Source organism: Carboxylicivirga agarovorans, assembly GCF_050589845.1.
GTDB classification, from domain to species: Bacteria; Bacteroidota; Bacteroidia; order Bacteroidales; family Marinilabiliaceae; genus Carboxylicivirga; species Carboxylicivirga agarovorans.
In genome coordinates, this window is record NZ_JBNGPA010000021.1 from 1 (window position 1) to 20,101 (window position 20,101).

Sequence of the window (20,101 nt, forward strand, 5' to 3'; positions counted from 1 at the left end):
GATATGCCTCCCAACCCCGACCTGGATATATCTCAATAAAGCAAGGATTGGATATTTTTACAATAAAATACGAAGGTTATTTGCTTGCTATGAGCATATTGAACAATAATAACAGTAAAGAGTAGCTCCTTCAAGGAGAAGGTTGGGATGAGGTGGTCTGCTAAGGAAAAGAATGTCATCTGTATCTGCATTGTGTCAAATTACCCCACTTTAATAACATCGCGCGGTGACAGACCTTTGATCTTTTTAAACATCTCTGAGAATTTGGACAAGTTACTGTATCCCATATCATACCCGACTTCAGACACTGTGTAATTGCCCGACTTCAGTCTTCGATACGCTTCATCCATTCTCGCGTTTGTATAAAAATGAGTGATGGAGCAGTTAAAGAGTGTGTTAAAATCGCGTTTCAGCTTCGATATGCTGACACCATGACTTTCTGCCAGTTCATCAACCGTTACACGTTCTTCAAAGTTGGTGGACAATCGTTGCTTTACGCTTTGCAAACGATTATAATCATCTATATGCAAACCGTTTAGCTCATCATTATCATTTAGTTTCTCAAGCTTGGTGGCCAGGATGGTAAAGGATTCAATGGCACGTGAAACGATAAGTGCCGTTCGGTGCTTATCAAGCGTGTAAAAATGCAGTATATCCTTGAACAGCCGTTCGCTTTCCTGCGACAGATTGGTGTGATAGGCTACTCCTTCATCATTTTTAAATAACTGGGCTATCGCATGCATGGCATCTTTGACAATGCTGTCTTTTTGCGAGAGATCCAACTTAAAACCAATGATCTTTAAATTGGTATTGGCAGGCACCTCCACTGTTATTGGAAACAAAGCATTATAAAGGAAAACACCATTTTGTGTACCCACCTGCATCTGGGCTGATTCCTGCTCAAATGTCTGCACGTAACCACCTTCTTTGATTACGTTCAGGTGAATGTGATCGGGATTATTATCAGGTGTGCGATGCAAAACAATTGTTTCAGGTGTATCAACACTCAGCAGTAGCATTTCAAAACCATCAAATACGGGGATGGCTTCAACGTAAATGCTCAGCCGCCCTCTTTTTATATTTATTTTGTTGCCTTCAATTTCCCCTCCATACTGTTTGTGGAGTTCACTCACATAATCAAAAGCATTTCCCTCCTGAAAATGAATATGTCTGCTTGCCATGGTGGTTTGGTTAAAAATCAGTTTTTAAGCTTAGGGTCTGTAATTTCTAAAAATCAGATAAATAGGCCAATAAATTGGTATCAGTACCTGTCAGGTGTAATTTCTTTCGCAGGCGCGCCCTGGCCACCTCAATACTTTTGGCATTCTGATGGGTAATGGCCGCAATTTCCTTACTGCTCATGTTTAAGCGTAAAAAGGCACAAAGGCGTTCTTCACTGGGTGTCAGGTCGGGATGCGAGTCTCTCAGGTTATCGTAAAAGTTACTATGAACCTGCTGAAAACGCATTTCAAACTCCGTCCATACTTCCTTATCAACCTCTGTCTGCAATTCATATATGATAGAGCTAACCGGTCCTTTATTCTCATCCTTCAGATTTTCTTTAAGGTTTAACAGGCGTTTGGCTACATTATTGATCAACTCGTTCTTCCTTACCAGGTACATCACATTGGTGGCCATTTCTTTGTTACGGTAGTTCAGATCCTTTTCAAGACTTTCATTCTGCAGCTGAATACGCTTACGCTGGTTATTAAAGAGTATAATGATCAATATGGAAACAACAGCTACAGCCACCAGGCCAAAGATCAGCATGCGCAGTTGAAACTGATCCTTTTGAAGTTGAAGCTTAAATTCTCCTTCAATAGCTTCAATCTTTTGCTGTGCCTCCAGGTTGGATATCTCTTTCAGCGATTGCTGATTCATCAGGGAGTCTTTATACAGCTCGTAACTTATATGATGATCCAGTGCTGCCTGAAACTGACCTGCAACACCATAGTAATTCGACATGGCGAAATGATGCATCGTCTTTAGTTCAAGAGAATTACTTGCCTGCACCAATGGTTCAGCTTTATTTAAAGTAATAAGCGAACTATCCAACTGGCCCAGATCACGATATAAATTGCCAATAAATATATACGACTTAATAATCTCGATCTGATTGTTCATTTCAAGCCTTAAGTTTAAACCTTTCTGCAAATGATGTTTAGCTAGTTCCCAGTTCTTAGTTTTATGATACAACTTACCCATGTTATTGTGCACCTGTGCCAATGTGCGTGGCAGCACATCACCCTTGACATTCAGGGCTTTGTTGTAATATTGAAGAGCCTTATCGTTATCATTTGTCACCTCATAATTATTACCAATATTATTAAAGATCTGAGCCTGCAAATTGGCCTTGTTCACCCGTTCATCAAAGGTCTGATTATAGGAATTAAATAATTCAAGTGCTTTAAACTGATACTCCAATGCCAGGTCATATTGCCTGATCCGGTCGTAACATCCTCCAATATTATTATAGAGGGCAAACTCCATATAATGGTCAGGCTTATCTTCCAGTAATTTCAGTCCTTGAAAATAATTCTCCAGTGCCCGCTTATAATTACCCATAAACAAATAGGCATTACCTATTTGGTGAAGAAACATAGCCTGCCGGTTGACATCTTCTTCTTTAACTGCATAGTCATATGCCTTTTTAGCGTACTCCAAAGCTTTGGCAAAATCATATTGCATATAGTGATCACATATATCCCGATAGGCGCTAAATACTTCCGCTTCACTCTTCTTGTGTTCAATGACTAGTTTAAGACTGTCGATCAATACCTGGTCTTGTGCAGTTATTAACGAATGACAAACAAAGAGCATAAAAAACATGCCCAGTTGCTGTTTGTAGTTAAGAATTTTCGTGATCATACGCATAAAATGGTGTGCTAAAACCAAATATACACTTCTTTAGTGGTTTAGTCGAATTCGGCTATCAGAAAATAAGTCATCCGGCAGAATTATCGTGGCAGAATACTTATATCAGCTCAAAAAATCCAATCTGATTACATTGCGAAGATTACCAGGACACGATAAGCAGGCATACCAAGACATGGTAAGCATACATACCAAGACATGGTAAGCATACATACCAAGGCGTGGTAAGCATACATACAGTACTAAATAAACAGACTTTTTAGATTCAGAATAGCATCCGCCTCTTCAATAACAGCACATTTTTGTAGTAACAAGACATTAAAACACGCTTATTTCCCCCTTGCCCTTCAGCTTGATTAAAGAAATAGATCCCGGGCCATTGTTAAGGCATTTTAGCGCTACATATCAATACTTTATAATTTACAGGCTAAGGTCATGTTAATGTTTCAACGACCCAATTTCATATCTGTTAGGGTATTGTTCCGCATGCCTATGCTCTTGTTAATTCACATTTTTTCACACTTGCTGCTATTTCATCTTTATTCGCTTCAACAAAACCCACCTGCTCCTGAATTTAAAGAATTGAATCATGAGAGATAAAAAGAAGAAAATGGATGAGCCAACAATAACAGATGACGATTTAAGAAAGCTTATTCAACAACGAGAAGAGGAAAATGCAGCTCTCTATAAATTATTGAAGAAGGTAAATGAACTCAAATCATCAAAAAACAAATCCAGTAAAATCACAAACTAAACAGTTTAATATGAATGATATTACGCTACGACATCGACGCATTTTGCTATTGGTCATCTCCCTTTTAATTGTTATAGGCAGCTATGCACAGCAGCTGAAACAATATGAGAGAGGTATGCAAAAGGGCGTGATCAAAGTAAAGCTACAACCCGAACTCATTGTAAGTCCTCAGGGTCTTAAGTCCCATTCTGTTGATGGTTATGCTCAAACAGGTATTTTATCCATCGACCGATTAAATATTGATAATAAGGCCCATAAAATGGAACGTGTTTTCCCCTATTCATCACAATATGAAGCACGCCATCAAAAACATGGTCTGCATTTATGGTATCGCATTGAGGTCGATGAAAATGCAGACATAGAATCTGTTGTAAAAGATTACGCACAGGCATCTGAAATCCAGATAGCCGAACCATACTACGAAAAAGAGCTTGTTCCATACTCTATAACTCTGTTGGATGAAAGCACTAAAGCTACTTTAAAAGCAACTCAATCGGCACCTTTTAATGATCCTATATTAGCTGATCAGTGGCACTACCATAATACAGGCAGTGGTAATGTGACACAGGGTGCGGATATTAACCTCTACAAGGCATGGGAAAGACAGGCCGGCCAATCCAATGTGATCGTATCGGTGCACGATGCCGGAGTACAGTATGATCATGAAGACCTGGCTGACAATATGTGGATCAATGAGGCCGAGTTAAATGGTGAAGAGGGCCTGGATGATGATGGTAATGGTTATGTTGATGATATTTATGGTTACAACTTTATCACACGCAGTGCTGTTATTGCGCCTGACCATCATGGTACGCATGTGGCCGGAACGGTGGCTGCTGTCAATAACAATGGCATTGGAGTTGGCGGTGTGGCCGGCGGTACCGGCATAGGCGACGGCGCTCGTATTATGGGATGCCAGATTATTGGCGAAGGACCCTATAACGATATCGCTGCATCATTTGTGTATGCGGCTGATATGGGCGCTGTCATTTCTCAGAATAGCTGGGGCTGGACCACTGACGGTCATTATGAAGAGTCGGTAAAAGATGCTATCGATTATTTTATCGCGGAAGCCGGTAATTATGAAGGTAGTCCCATGAAAGGTGGTATTGTTATCTGTGCATCAGGTAACAACGGAAGCCAGGGATTGCATTATCCGGCCGCCTTTGAAAGCACAATTGCAGTTGGGGCAACAGGGCCGGAAGATTTGATGACCGATTATTCCAATCATGGCGAATACATAGATATTACAGCACCTGGTGGTGATAATCGTTACGGTGAAGAGTTTGGCGTGTTAAGTACCATCAACCATGATGGTTATGCCTTTTTGGATGGAACATCCATGGCCTGTCCGCATGTATCGGGTGTTGCCGCGCTGGTTGTATCTGAACATGGTGGTGACAACTTTACCATTAATGACCTAAAAGTTCATTTAATGGGTGGAACAAATGTTATAGACACCATTGCAGGCAATGACAACTATATTGGCTTAATGGGTGTTGGCGGTACAGATGCTGACCTGGCACTTAGAAAAGATAATGGTATTCCACCAAAGCAGGTTACCGATCTTGAACTAACCGGTGTATCGCAGGATTTCGCTTCTATAACATGGACTGTACCAACAGACGAAGACGATGATAAAGCGACCTTTTTTGAAGTTTATTATGCCACCAGCGATTTTGATGATGCCAACATAGATATCGCATCTAAAGTATTGATTAAAAACGTTCAGGATGAGAATACCATTTACAGGTATGAATTAAACGGCCTTGAGTCGACAACAGAATACTTCATAGCCATTAAAGCTTTAGACCGCTGGGGCAACGCCAGCCCCCTATCCAACAAAGTAAACGGAACCACCAACGAAGGTCCGGAAGTGGAGTTTTCAGTACCTGAAGTGACTTTCAATATTGACATTAATGTCGCGAAAGACGCATCTTCAGTATTTGAATTACGCAATATTGGCGAAGGTGTTTTAAAATGGGAAGTACAGGAACGCCATGTAAAAAACACAGATACTTATGCTGTTAACGCGGTGAGTTACCCACAGGTCAATACGGCTTCAAAATTGCCTGAATTACGCTCTGTTCCTTTCACCAACACGGGTGGAGAAATAGTTCCTTATGCACAAAAGTCGGTAGATAATGACGATATTTTCTATTTCCATCCCGATTACCTGCTATATTCAATGACCACACTGGGTGATATGGACCTGGAATATACCAATTCCATGGCCACACGCTTTGAATTAACGCGTGAGGAAGGCTTTAACATGACGCACTTTGAATTTGCGCTGAACCTGCCCGATATTGAAGAAACTCCCCTGGAAGAGCCAATCATTCTGGAGTTATATGAAGGTGAAGACCTAAGTACCGCCAAGCGCATTTATGCACAGGAGTATGTACCAGCCGAGAATCGTATCTGGCATTTTGTTGAACTCAGCGAACAGGTATTCTTCGAATCTGGTGATATCTTCTTTCTGGTAGTTCACACACCAGCCAACCTGCGCTATCCGTTAATAGCCTCATGGGGATGGCACCCTAGTTTTGCCGATTACCAGTTTTACAGCAATAACCTGGGTAAAAAATGGGATAAGCTTAAGGATATTTTCAGTCCTGACTATGTTTGGGATGTGGCTGCATGGAGCATGTACGAGCCTCTTGACTCCTATCTGAAACTTACACCCGTCAATGGTGTTTTACAAGCCCATACCAAAGAAGACGTCAGCATTGAGTTAGATGCATCGCAACTAATTAATGGCGATTACCAGGCCAAACTGGCGTTCTTAACAAATGAAAGTGGCAAAGAAATCAACTACTTACCCGTTAACTTCTCTGTCACCGGCAATAAACCAGTATTGGAAAGTGAGCAAGTGCTTGAATTTGGCAACATCTTCGTAGGTGAGTCCAAAGAAATGAGCATAGAAATTTACAACAGTGGATTGGGAGCTTTTGCGGCCGATGATTTTAGCAGTATTGATGTGCAAATATCTAATCCTGACTTCCAGACCAGCAGCAGTGTTCCAAAGGTTATTTATGCCGAACGCAGTGTAACCATATCGTTCAGATACTGGCCCGGACAAGCTGGTGCAAGTAACTCAGCAGTTACATTAACTGATAAAGATGGTAACCAATATCGTTTTAACCTGTTTGGAGTTGGTATTAATCCTCCGGTTGCAACAGTAGAACCTGCTGAAAATTCATTCAGCGACTTAAATCTTGGTGATGTTGTTAATGGCTCATTTACGCTTCGTAATGATGGTGAATACCCATTAAAATACTATGTGCCTAAATTTGCCGATGGTTCTAACCTCAATGAAAACACGTCAGGGTTGGTTCACTTATTTGGATATGCTGCCGGACAAGTTGAAGGAGATGCCACAACCAATGCCTTTGAATGGATTGATATTTCAACCAGTGGAACCGAAGTGGGTAATCAGTTTGCCGGCAACTCCAAAATAACGTATATCGATGCGCCGATTGGTTTCGACTTTCCATTCTTTGAAAGTAAGGAAGATACAGTGTTTATTACCAAGCAGGGTGCATTGACTTTTACAACGGAAGGTTGGTTTAACTCGCAACCGGTAATGTATGGTAATGTCACTCAACCCGATAAACTAATCTGTGCTTACGGGCTGGAAATGGATCTGTCAAAGGGCGGTGCCATCTACTACCAGAAATACCCGGACCGTTTTGTAACGCAATATGATAATATACAAGCTATTTACCTGAATGATCAGTATATAGCACAGTATACTTCCGTCACATTCCAGATAGTACTGTTTATCAACGGTGACATTGAAATATACTACAAGGATATGGGCTCCATACCATTTGGTGAAACAGCCATTATGGGTTACCGAAACAGTATGCAGATATCTATCTATGATGAAACAATTGAGGATGGCATATTGCTAAATGGTTTTATCGCCCCTCAATCCATCTTTGAAATGAGTGACCGCCTGAAGGAAGATATGCCGCCAACAACGGGTTATATGATGTATTTCCGTTACCCGGGACTGGGTTCTGTGCAAAGCGTAACAAATCCTTATGGAACGCTACAGGTAGGTGAAAGTGTCGAACTGGATTATGTGGTGGATACCGAAGATTTATATGTCAGCGACTTTGTTGAACGCATTAATATTATCAGCAACGATCCTTATAATAATCCTGCTGTACACAATATCAACCTTAATATTATTTCAGGAGGTGAAGTGGATTACCAATACAATGTTGAGGCAATTGATTTTGCCAATGTTTTCCAGCGCGATAAGCCTGCGCGCACCTTTGCCATCACAAACAAAGGTAAAGCCATTGGGACCATCGAAAGCATCAGCTTTAAAAATGGTAACTATACTGCAGAAGGTTATTTACCGGTTGAATTAAAACCAAACTCACGCGTGGAATACACCATCAACATCAACAGCGAAGAGATGGGTAATAAAGATGATGTACTGGTTTTTACCGATAACCATGGAGACAGTTATGAAGTTCAGGTATACGGAACCGTTATTGAAGCGCCAATTATTTCAACAGCCCTCACTGAACTTTCAGAAACTGTGAATTATGGAGCAGTCAAAACCAATACACTGACTGTTGAGAACACGGGTAAAAGCCCTATGCTGATAAGTCCGGTAGGTAATGAATGGTTATCTGTAGTTGAAAAGGGTTATACAGGACAGTCAACCAATGTGAGCTATCACACCACCTTTGTCGAAATGGGCGGATCAAGCTACGATAACTGGATCGACATCCGTGAAACCGGACGTAAACTGGCAGATGGAGACATGTTTGAACCATCATTATTCTGGCGTGTTGAGAAGTTGCCTTTTGAATTTGAATTCTTTGGTGAAAAACAGGATTCCCTGTATATCAGCTATAATGGTATTATAATGTTTGAAGATCCGGGTGAAATATTCTCATTCGGTCCTAACCAGATGATTCCTCATGTTGATGCACCAAACAACTTTATTGCTCCGCTTTGGGGACCAATCGGACCAGGTTATTTGGAATATTACCCTACTACAGGTACTTATTACCAGGAATATGAAGACAAGGTTGTTATTCAGTTCCAGGACTATATGAACTTATTCAGTATGGGCTACCCGGTATCATTTGAGCTGGTTTTATTCAAAAGCGGTAATATCAAATTTATGTACCACTTCCCATGGGAAGAAGCAACCACCCAATGGTGTGTGGCCGGTATCGAAAACCAGGATGGCACAATCGGTTATTCACCATCTCAGTTTGTAGCCAACCTTATTAAAGATGGTTCAGTCATCACCTTTGTACCGGTTGAGGAATATGAAATCGCGGCTAATTCGACGAAGGATTTTGATGTTAGCTATAATGCACAGAGCATCTATGGAGGCATCTATCAGGAAACCCTGCACCTGAATAACAATACACCTGATGCACCGGATTACAGCCTGCCTGTTACCATGACTGTTGTGGGTGAGAAAGTTATTGATTTACGTGACTCACTGGAGTTTGGCGAGGTATTTATTTACAATGAAGTCAATGATGAAGATGGTTCATTAACACCAAAGGTGTATGATATGAATTTTACCCTGAGCAATGTTGGTACAGAAAAGATATTGCTTAGCCGTATGCGTCTGCAGGATCGTGCAGCCGGCCTAACGGTGATGGGTGATCAGAACAAATTCGGTACCTCTGGTGCTGAAGATCCATGGATTGACATATCACGTAAAAACCTGAATTACGATCTGAAACCAGGAAACAGTGAAACATTTAACCTGCGACTAAAACCAGCTTCACCAGGCGATATCATTGATACGGTTCTTGTTTCTTGCGACCTGGAAGGTGGTCTGTATAAAATTCCGGTAACAGCTGAATATACCAACCCGCCGGTCATTAATATTCAATCGGAAGGTATAGTTATTACCAGTAATTCCATTGATGAAATAATCGACAGAAGTGTGTTCATCGATAACCATAATGGAGAAGCTGATCTGACATACGAGATTGAGTTTGAATTTGAGCGCGCAACAACTGAAGCAGCAGCGATTAATGCAGCGACTAATAATGTTAAAAATCCGTCTGTAGCACCATCACTGTATTCGACAACATACAATACCTTAAAAAGCGCCGGTATTGAGGGGCTGGAACGCGATGATTACAACCGCGTACTAGAGCACGACACATTTGAAGCACCAACAGGTATGATTGGTTTTGGTGGTGGCGCCAGGCTGTATATCGCAACAGCTTTCCGGGCTCCTGAGAGTGGATTTAACCTGACACATGCCATGAGCTGGATTGCATGGAATGAGGCGCTGAATACAGAAATTGAAATTATGGTATATGGCGGCGCTGAAACCATTCAGGATGCCAATTTATTACACTCAGAATCCTTTAATCTTTCAGAAAGTGAGCCAAGTGATGAAGGCCGGTTTATGACCTTTGAGTTGAGTACGAATCTACTCTTCTATCCCAATGAGAAATTCTTTATCGTGTTTAAATATGATAAGGATATGGGTTACCCGCAAGGACGTGTTGATATAGATGATCCTGTCGAACACCGCTTCTATTTTGGTAATGATGAGGCCATGTTTGAACTGATTGAGAATGGTTACGAAAACTGGGGCTGGATGATGAAGGCAGCCGAGAAAAGCTATAAGTCAAATATCTGGGCTGTACTGACATCTGATAAAGTGGATACCATCGCGCCGGCTATTGAAAACCAACTGGATCTGACCTTTATAGCCGAGTATGCCGAACAGGGCATTAACGTGGCCAATATGTTGGTTAAAAGTAATGACCCGGTAACACCAACGGCCACATTACCAATTACACTCAAGCGCAATAAAGGGCCGCAATATAATGATGGAAGCAGTATCTATTATGCCATTAACGAAGGAGATACCTTGCTTCATACTGTTAACGCCCACGATGATGAAGGCGATGATTTCACGCTGCAGCTTAAAAGAGAATATGATTACGTAACAGCTGTTTCGACCGGTAATAATATGGAAATCACTTTTGCAACTGATTACGAAGCAGCTGGCATCCACCAGATTCTCATAGAGGGAGTTGATGCCTATGGTAACACCAGTGAATACATTATGGATGTTGCTGTCGCAAATGTAAACCGCAGGCCGGTTGAAGCTATTTCAATAGGCAACCAATACCTTCCTTTGGAAGAGAAGCAAGGACTAGAGCTGAACATGAATGATTACATTATCGATCCTGACGGGCATCCCTTGAGCTTTGAATTTGAATGGCTTAATGAAACGGTAATGGAAGCGTTTATTACAGGTACGGGCATCATTATGAAACCTTTAAGCATTGGATCGGGAACAGTGAATGTAAAAGCCACTGATCATTATGGTGATGTACTTGAAACCAGCTTTAATGTCTTTGTTGAGCACCGCGTAGGAATTGATGATAACGAAGCAGACCAATTGCTGCTCTATCCGAATCCGGCCAGCGATATGGTTCATATCGAACTGCTTCGGGACCTGGATGAAAACGCCCTTGTGAGGATCACCAATACCGATGGGCGCGTGGTAAAAACCATTGATCAGGCATTTGCAGGTAAGCAGTTATTAATCGGCATTGCTGACTTATCACCGGGTCTCTATTTTATCGAGGTCATCAGTGACAATACAAACATGACACAAAAATTCAATAAGCGATAAGGTTAGTTTCTTGCCGGAAACAACCAGAAAACTAACACTAAGAACAAAAAAGATCGCAAAACCAATGAGGATGATGACACCTCCGGTTCAACGGAGCCGGGGGCCATCTTCAAGCAAAGTATACACTTTTATAAACCAAAAAGATAACAACATGAAAAGATTTACACTATTACTATCAGTTATGATCCTGGTAATTGTCAATAGTTATAGCCAGGGTAATTTAAAGTGGGGAGTTGACCCTACGCCAAATACCTTTGTTAAACATAGCTTTTCGGGTTCTGTTTCAGAAATTCAGCCATATGGTAATGGTATTGTTTTTATAGGGAACGATGGAACCAATGATATCATTGTTTACTCAAACGATGGTGAAAGCTATACGACAGCCGAATCACTGGAGGCTTTATCGGCCTCGAAGTTAAGCAGCTGGCAAGACTCGGAAATGGCATTCTATTATGGCAACAATACATCCGGATCAGAGGGTTTGGACATGCGTTTACTAAACAATGGAAGTGCATCTGTTTTTTGGGAAGGCGGCCATGCATCCTATGGAACCGAAGCACGTACCAATGTTGTTCGTCACGACTATGGCGGTGCTACCGGTATTCGTTATTATTACCTGGGACGGACAACTGATGCCATGCCTCCGCGTGGTTACGATACCATTGTTTATGAATCTGACGGAACTGATCTGGGCACCATTGAAGTAACGCATAACGTTGGTTTTGGAAAAACGGCTAAAATGACCAACCAAACCAATAATGGCATACTTGAGACTTGCGTTTTTAACGGTAAACTTCACCTTTTGGCAGGAATGGAATCAACCATGGGTACCTACTCAACGGTATTTGCAGTTAACTATAATGCGTCAGGATCTGATATCAGCCTGTTGGCACAAAGCGAAAACGAATCCTACTCATGGGTGAATATGGTATCGACCTCCAATTACATTTATGTGCAAAGTGATGCAGGAGGTGGTGCCGAACCAGGATCAATGGTGGCAATAGCTTCTGATGGCACTTATGCCGCTGTGAATAATGGCAGTCCTGTTTCCTTTAAGATTACAAAGCCAGTGCAGTATGGCGATCGTGTTATTGCAATAAAGGATCAATTCAATACCTCTGTTAGTAAGGTGGCCATAATTGACAGTCCAACCGATGTTAAAATAATCAATGTCAATCCTGAAGATGAGACAGATGAAGTGTCGAATATAGTAATAAGCGGTAGCATCCTTTACTTTGTTGCAACACCTACAGGAGGTACATCTACCATGTATTCTCTTGACCTGAGTCAGGAAAATCCCAGCCCTATCATGTTGAGCAGCTTTGATACGCTTGCCGGTATGGCGGCTATTGGTGATGGGTACCTTGCCTATTCATACATAAGCAATAGTGGGAGTTGCTTCACGCGCATCAGCAATGGTGTTGAGTTTAACATCATCGAATTCAATTATGGTGAAGGGTTAAATTTTGCCCTTGACAATCCTGCATCAATAGAGTTGCTGGCAGTAAACAATGATTTGTACCAGGTTGAATATACCGGAACAAACACTAATATCTGGAAACACAACTTTAGTGCAAGTGATTTCCCTAAGGCGAATATCCAATACACCATTAAAGATCAAAATACGTCCAATATTATTGTTGGGGCTGAATTAACAGTAAGTAATGGTATTTATACTTATAGCGGTACTTCTGATGCCAATGGTCATATCGTATTTATGGATATTGAAGGGGGTACCTATTATGATTACACGTTATCAGCATCGGGTTATGTTGATGTTAGTTTGGACAGACAGTGGGTATCGGCAGCGCCCGATAACACTATAGAGCTGCAAATGGAAGAAGACGCCGCCACTGCGATAGGTGATAATGAAATTAAAAATCTGAAGCTCTTCCCTAACCCGGTTAGTGATATACTTCAGATTCAGAGTGAAGCGGGTATTACATCGCTTGGTATTTATGCCCTGACAGGTACTAAAGTCAAAGAAATAACAGGTACACAAATCAACAATGCAGATGTATCATCATTGTCATCCGGTATTTACATCATTGTATTGCGTGATGTGGATGGTAATCAAACGACCACAAAAATTACAAAGAAGTAGACAGGGGGTTTTACAAGTTAAGTAGGAAAGACAGCTGCGTTCAACGGAGCGCAGCTGTTTTAAAAGGTTACGAGTCGATCAAGGTAAATTCCCCTTTTCAGATAAAAGAACAACTAAACACATTTAATGTATGACGTACAAAATAAAATATTATGCAATCGCCTGCTGGCTGGCTATAATTGGAATCAGTTGTTCCGATGAAGATTCTCCGGCTGATGAGGCACCTGCCGCTGTGATCGAATTACCCACGGAGGGGCAATTATATCAGCGAGGCAGCACCATTATGCTGACAGCCGAGTTTGAGGCAAAGCCTGGTCTTAAAGAATGTACTGCTTACCTGAAAGAAGCACAGTCATTAAAAGGATGGGATGATCCGTGGACACCTGAGCATACCATTGCTTTAAACGGAGCAGATCATGACAGGATTGAAAACCAATGGGTTTTTGAACCATATATCCCATTTGATATCAAATCAGGAGATTACATCTTCACATTATTGGTGGTAGATACTGAACTCAACTATACCAGCTATGAAATTCCTGTTACCATCGAGTAAAACGGGGAAGAATTCATGTTAAAGAACCGCCTCTGATTCCAACTTATCCGAGGCAAATAACACTTATCAATTCGTAATTAAAAATAATCTTTATGCAAAAGACTATAGGACTTCTTATGCTCTTGTTTTTGCTTGCAGCCACCTCTTTAAGCGCTCAGGATAAAACAATTACAGGAGTTGTCACAGAAAAAAGCACGGGAGAACCTATACCCGGCGTTACTGTGCTAGTGAAAGGGACAACTATTGGTACCATAACGATGGTAGACGGCTCTTACAACTTATCTGTTCCTGCCGATGCCACCATTATTCAATTCTCCTTTATCGGCTACGAAACACAGGAAATACCTTTAAATGGCCAGTCAACCATTAACGTGATTCTGGTGGAAGAAGCCACCGACCTTGATGAGGTAGTGGTAACGGGCTATGGTATTAAAAAGAAAGGTACTTACACCGGTTCAGTCGAAGTGGTGGATGCCAAAAAAATTGAACAGGTGCCGGTGGCCAGTTTCGACCAGGTATTGCAGGGACAAGCTCCCGGTGTGGTCAGCGTTGGCTCATCAGGTGCGCCTGGATCGGCTGCCACGGTGCGCATTCGCGGTATCAGCTCATTAAGTTCAGGTAACGATCCGCTTTATATTATGGATGGTATTCCGATTACTGCCGGACAATTTAGTGCACTGAACCAGAATGATATTGAAAATATTTCTATCCTGAAAGATGCGACAGCCACTTCGCTGTATGGTTCGCGTGCATCCAATGGTGTAATTGTGATCACCACCAAGCGAGGTAAAGAAATGGATCGCGCTAAACTTCAGTATCGCGGTCAGTATGGTATCAACAAGATTGCCAATGATAACTTCTCGATGATGAATACTGAGCAGAAAATTCAGTATGAGGAAGACCTTGGCATTAAAGAATACACACCTGAAGAGCGACTGGAACTGATGAAGATCAATACAGACTGGCTGGATGTGGTATTGCGCGATGCCATTACACAAAGCCATGAATTATCTGTTCAGGGAGGAAATGAACGCACACGTTACTACTTGTCGGGTGGATACTTTAACCAGGAAGGAATACAGTACAGAAGTGATTTTGAGCGTTACACCATGCGTGTCAACCTGGATAACAAGCTAAGTGAAAAGGCTACTATGGGTCTTAATTTCACCCTGGGTTACGAACGCTTCAACCATACCATTGAGTCTGGCACCAATGTTTACAATCCTATCTTTTCTGCACGTCTGTTAAACCCTTATTTGCGTGCATATAATGAAGATGGCAGCTACAATAACGAAGGATTGCCATGGGCTAACCCCATTGAGCAGCTGATGTTGAATGATAATAAGAACGACCGTTTAAAAATTGTTGGTGGTTTATTCGCTGAATATGAAATACTGCCCCGCCTGGTTTTCAAAACCAATGTGGGTGTTGACTTCTACGACTATACCTATAACCGTTACCTGAATCCGGATTCAGACTGGGGAGCCGGGCCAAACGGACAGGTGTACCGTTCATTCACACGTAATTTCCGCTTAACACCAACCAATACCCTGCGCTATAATTTCAAAATTAACGGGGTACACGATTTTAATGTACTGGCTGGTCAGGAATTGATCACCAATAACTACCAGACTTTTAATGTGCAGGCCAATAACATTCCGAATAATAAACTAAAGGTATTGGATGTGACTTCGGAAATTGACAGCTGGGGAGGTAATAACCAGGATTACAATGTGGCTTCGTTCTTTGCCAACCTGGCTTACAACTATAACTATAAGTATTTGGTTGATATGTCCATTCGACGCGATGGTTCATCCCGATTCGGGGTAAACAACCGTTGGGGAACCTTTTGGTCGGCCGGTATCGGCTGGAACATCCAGGAAGAAAACTTCGTGAAAAGCATCGATTGGATCGACCAGTTAAAGATCCGTGCCAGTATTGGTGAAACAGGTAACTATAATATCGGTAACTACCAGCACCAGGACCTATGGAGCTATGGCACCTACATGAATAACAGCGCCAGCGTTTTTGTGCAATATGAAAATCCGGATCTGACCTGGGAGAAGGTGATGAAAGCCAATGTGGCACTGGAAATGGCCTTCTTACGAAAATACAGGGCAAAGGTGGATCTCTATCGCGAACAAACTACTGATATGCTGTTCTTTATCCCCTACTCGCTGACTTCTGGCGTCTCGGGTCGAATGGAAAACATTGGTGAAATGCAGAATTCAGGTGTGGAGATGGAGATCAATGCTGACCTGATCACCCTGAATCACTTTAAATTCAACCTGAATGCCAATGCCTCTTACAATATTAATAAAATCACCAGCTTGTATAACAACCTTCAGGAAATTGATAACGGAACCACTATCCTGAAAGTAGGTGAGCCTTACGGCACCTATTACATGACCGAATGGGCAGGTGTATCGGCAGCTGATGGAAAAGGCCTCTGGTATACTGCCAATGGCGGGGTAACAGACAGCTATAGTGATAACGACCGTGTGATTCAGAAAGGTATGTCATGGCTGCCCCCATGGACCGGTGGTTTCACTGGTACCTTCAGCTACAAGAACCTGTCTGTTTCTGCCTTTTTCTCGTGGATGGCCGACAAATGGATGATTAACAATACGCGTTATTTCATCGAATCGCATGGTATGTTTGCGGCTTACAACCAAACAAGCGAAATGCTGAATTACTGGAAACAACCGGGCGATGTAGTGCCACACCCCGACCCTGCTCACCAGGATAACCAGTTTGACACACGCCTGTTGGAAGATGCGTCATTCCTTCGTTTAAAGAACTTAACAGTGTCTTACAGTTTCAATCCCAACCTGGTACGGAAATCTATTTTGTTCCGCTCAGCAAGAATCTATGCCCAGGGGCAAAACTTGCTGACATGGACCAGATACTCGGGCATGGACCCTGAATATTATGGTTCAGCAGAAGCCAATATGTATCCACATACCCGCACTGTTACACTGGGGATTGATTTAGCTTTTTAACAGGTGTTTAAACAATTAGAGACGAAAAAATGAAGAAGATAATATATTTGATCAGCCTTTTATTGAGCTTGTCGCTGGTGTCGTGTGAGGAGTTTTTTGACATCAAACCCCATGATAGTACACCTACAAGTGATATTCTGAACAATGTGCAGGATGCACAAACAATGTTGAATGGTGTTTATGCCCGTTTTATGTCCGGTTCATCATACGGTAAAAACCTGACAGTCTTAACCGATATCATGACCGATGCCTCACTGGCTGCTTCAGGCTTCACCAACCAGATGGGTTATATGTATGCCTGGAATATACAACCGGGTGTATCAGAAGTTGGTGGTTTATGGAGCAATCACTACGGCGGCATTTACAACTGTAACTTTCTGATTAACAATATCGATAATCTGGATGGTGATATGGAGGAAATCAACCGCATTAAAGGTGAGGCCTTTATCGGAAGAGCTCTTTTACATTATAACATGGTGCGCCATTTCGGTAAAAGTTATAATGCCTCTACAGCAAGTCAGGATCTGGGTATTCCCTATATGACAGTCAATGAAATAGGAGCGCCCGGGCGCAACACGGTAGAGGATGTATATCAAAATATCATCCGGGATCTGGAACAGGCTTTAAGCTTGTTAACGGCCACCCCTTCGGCAGATAATGTGACGTTTACCAGTCACTTTGCCAATGGCGTTCTGGCACGTGTTTACCTGGATATGAGAGACTATGTCAATGCAGTTAACTACGCTACAGAAGTGATCAATAACAGTGGTTGTGCCTTAGCTTCAGGTGAAGCCTTCCAGAATATGTGGTTACGTGATTTTAGCGAAGAGATCGTTTGGAAGGTAGGATATACAGAAACAGATCTGGGTTCTGCTCCGGGCTATAACTTTGCCAACCGTAATAATACCAGTACACTGCCACAACCGGACTATATACCGGCCAACTGGTTATTGAACCTATACGATGTCAACAATGACATTCGTTTTAGCACCTACTTTAGCTATGGTCAAACGGGACATGGATGGCCGTCATACATGGTTAACAAGTACCCGACTAATCCAACGTTCCCATTTACACAAGGTATGAACATGCCAAAACCCATGCGACTGGCAGAGATGTACCTGATCAAAGCAGAAGCTCACGCGATGCTGGATCAGGATCAGGAGGCCCGCCTCGCCTTGGATGAGTTGCTGGTAACCCGTGTTGCCAATTTCAATGGTGTTGGTGCTGCGGGCGACCAACTAAAGCAACTGATCTTTGAGGAGCGAATTCGCGAACTCATCTTCGAAGGCTTTTACTACCATGATCTGAAACGCTTTGGTTTAGGTTTCGAACGCATTCCACAGGAAAATACTTCGGCGGCCAACGACCTCAAAATAGCAGGTGACGATTACCGCTGGCAGTGGCCAATTCCTACCAGTGAGATCAATGGTAACCCAACTATCAAGGAAGAGCAGAACCCCGGTTATTAATCTTAAAATCAGGTAATAATGAAAGTATTGAAACACATATACATAATGCTGATGAGCAGCCTGCTGCTGTTGGGCTGTGAGCAAAACAAAGTGGGCTTGTACGAAGGTCCTGATGAAGCGTATTTCCTGGAAACATCTGGCAGTATGATCGTTGATGAAGGCAACCCGACGGTAATAATTGAGATCGGTACCAGCACAGTACAGGGCACTGACCGCACTTACACGGTGGAAGTGGATAATGAGCGGTCATCAGCCGCAGAAGGTACTGATTTTGAACTGGTGAGTCATAGCGTCACTATTCCGGCCAACGAAACAGTAGGCACATTTGAAGTACGTGGTTTGTATGATGGCGTTAGTCCGGATGGAAGAACTGCTGTATTTAGGATTACGGCAAGTGGTGAAGGCATTGCCGATTACAAAAATAATTATGCACTCGGCTTATTCAAGTTCTGTTCATTTGAACGAGAGGCTTTTGTAGGTAATTATACCATTTATGAAAACTCAAGCGTTTTTGGACCTTACAATTATCCTGTAACAACAATGCCTGGTGAAGATGAATTCTCTATTTATGTCGATGGTTTATGGACCCTGGCAGGTACACCCGTTAAAGTGGTTTTTAACTCACGCGCCTCAACTTGTAACATTCCGGAACAAGCGGTATTTGTGCATGAAACATATGGTCAGGCTTACATAAAAAGCATCGAAGATGGTACCATTAACAGCTGCAAAGGCTCCATCGAAGGATTAGAATACATGGTTTATGTAGAAGCGGGCTATTTTGATATCACCTCTTCATACTGGGAAAAGGATGCGATGGCACCTGCCACTTTTGGTAAAGCCCGGATAGACTTCAATGCCTTAAGTCCAATTCCTTTCGGGAATGAATAATAGAAATCTTTATATGGTTTGGTAAGAGTGGTCAAAAAAGGTGGGAGTTCAGGTCTCCTGTCTCCTGCCCTTTTTAATCCTTTAACCAAATCCTTATCACTCTTTATTAATTAAAATTTATAATCATGAAAAGATTTACAATGTTTATGATTGCCACACTATTAGCGATTGGCACTATGGTGGGGCAACAAACTGTCGGCTTCTCTGTTTCAGATGGAGTCAGTCCCATCGAAGGGGCATCCATCAGCTTTAATGGTGAAACACTGACAAGCGACCTTAATGGCTTAGTCGAATTTTCTAATGTCAACGATGGAGTTGATTTACCATATACAGTTAGTGCCACTGGATTTGCCTCTGTTAATGGACTGGTAACTGTTGAAGGTGCCAGAGTGGATGTACCTGTTATAACAATGGAACCGGTTCGTTCGTTTGCTTTCGTGATCTACGACTCTTCTGTCCCTGCCGGACCGATGGGCGGTAATGAGCTGGATGGTGCTACTGTGGAACTGACCGACGGAAGCAATACATATACAGCTACATCAGCCATGGGTGGTTTTGCCGATTTCGCCGATGTGAAGTTCGGAACTTACGATTATACAGTGAGCATGGCGGGATACGGCACGGTAACAGGTACCTTTGAAGTAACTGCTGAAACAGGCATTACTGTCGGTGGTCCGATGATTACGCTTGATCCGGTTCGTTCGTTTGCTTTCGTGATCTACGACTCTTCTGTCCCTGCCGGACCGATGGGCGGTAATGAACTGGACGGCGCAACTGTGGAACTGACCGACGGA

Annotated in this window: 10 protein-coding genes; 8 read left to right on the top strand and 2 right to left on the bottom strand. The window is 42.4% G+C overall.

Going from position 1 to position 20,101, the window contains the following annotated elements; translation table 11 throughout:
• Nucleotides 1-200 precede the first annotated feature (200 nt).
• Together ACRD69_RS17785 and ACRD69_RS17790 are read right to left on the bottom strand one after the other, a co-directional pair.
• Nucleotides 201-1,181, bottom strand: coding sequence for a helix-turn-helix domain-containing protein (locus ACRD69_RS17785; protein ID WP_430816476.1), 981 nt, complete (start codon nucleotides 1,179-1,181; stop codon nucleotides 201-203).
• Nucleotides 1,182-1,227: 46 nt separating this feature from the next.
• Nucleotides 1,228-2,874 carry a tetratricopeptide repeat protein gene (locus ACRD69_RS17790; protein WP_430816477.1) on the bottom strand — a complete coding sequence of 549 codons (1,647 nt, stop codon included), beginning with the start codon at nucleotides 2,872-2,874 and terminating at the stop codon, nucleotides 1,228-1,230.
• Between the two features lie 589 nt (nucleotides 2,875-3,463).
• On the opposite strand from ACRD69_RS17790, the gene ACRD69_RS17795 reads away from it, so the two are divergent.
• The 8 genes from ACRD69_RS17795 to ACRD69_RS17830 all read left to right on the top strand — a co-directional run.
• Nucleotides 3,464-3,628, top strand: a complete 165-nt coding sequence (locus ACRD69_RS17795) for a hypothetical protein (RefSeq protein ID WP_430816478.1) — start codon at nucleotides 3,464-3,466, stop codon at nucleotides 3,626-3,628.
• A 10-nt stretch (nucleotides 3,629-3,638) separates the two neighbouring features.
• Nucleotides 3,639-11,285, top strand: a complete 7,647-nt coding sequence (locus ACRD69_RS17800) for a S8 family serine peptidase (protein WP_430816479.1) — start codon at nucleotides 3,639-3,641, stop codon at nucleotides 11,283-11,285.
• A 151-nt stretch (nucleotides 11,286-11,436) separates the two neighbouring features.
• On the top strand, nucleotides 11,437-13,389 hold the full coding sequence (locus ACRD69_RS17805) for a T9SS type A sorting domain-containing protein (RefSeq protein ID WP_430816480.1): 1,953 nt from the start codon (nucleotides 11,437-11,439) through the stop codon (nucleotides 13,387-13,389).
• A gap of 130 nt (nucleotides 13,390-13,519) precedes the next feature.
• Complete coding sequence (locus ACRD69_RS17810) at nucleotides 13,520-13,945, top strand: DUF4625 domain-containing protein (protein WP_430816481.1); 426 nt, start codon at nucleotides 13,520-13,522, stop codon at nucleotides 13,943-13,945.
• A gap of 92 nt (nucleotides 13,946-14,037) precedes the next feature.
• Nucleotides 14,038-16,947: a SusC/RagA family TonB-linked outer membrane protein gene (locus tag ACRD69_RS17815; RefSeq protein ID WP_430816482.1), complete on the top strand. Its 2,910-nt coding sequence runs from the start codon at nucleotides 14,038-14,040 to the stop codon at nucleotides 16,945-16,947.
• 29 nt (nucleotides 16,948-16,976) lie between these two features.
• The gene (locus ACRD69_RS17820) at nucleotides 16,977-18,419 is read left to right on the top strand and encodes a RagB/SusD family nutrient uptake outer membrane protein (RefSeq protein WP_430816483.1); all 1,443 of its coding nucleotides are present in this window, start codon (nucleotides 16,977-16,979) and stop codon (nucleotides 18,417-18,419) included.
• A gap of 18 nt (nucleotides 18,420-18,437) precedes the next feature.
• Nucleotides 18,438-19,307: a DUF4843 domain-containing protein gene (locus ACRD69_RS17825; RefSeq protein ID WP_430816484.1), complete on the top strand. Its 870-nt coding sequence runs from the start codon at nucleotides 18,438-18,440 to the stop codon at nucleotides 19,305-19,307.
• 125 nt (nucleotides 19,308-19,432) lie between these two features.
• Nucleotides 19,433-20,101 (top strand): hypothetical protein (locus ACRD69_RS17830; protein ID WP_430816485.1); only part of this gene is annotated, 669 nt, incomplete at its 3' end.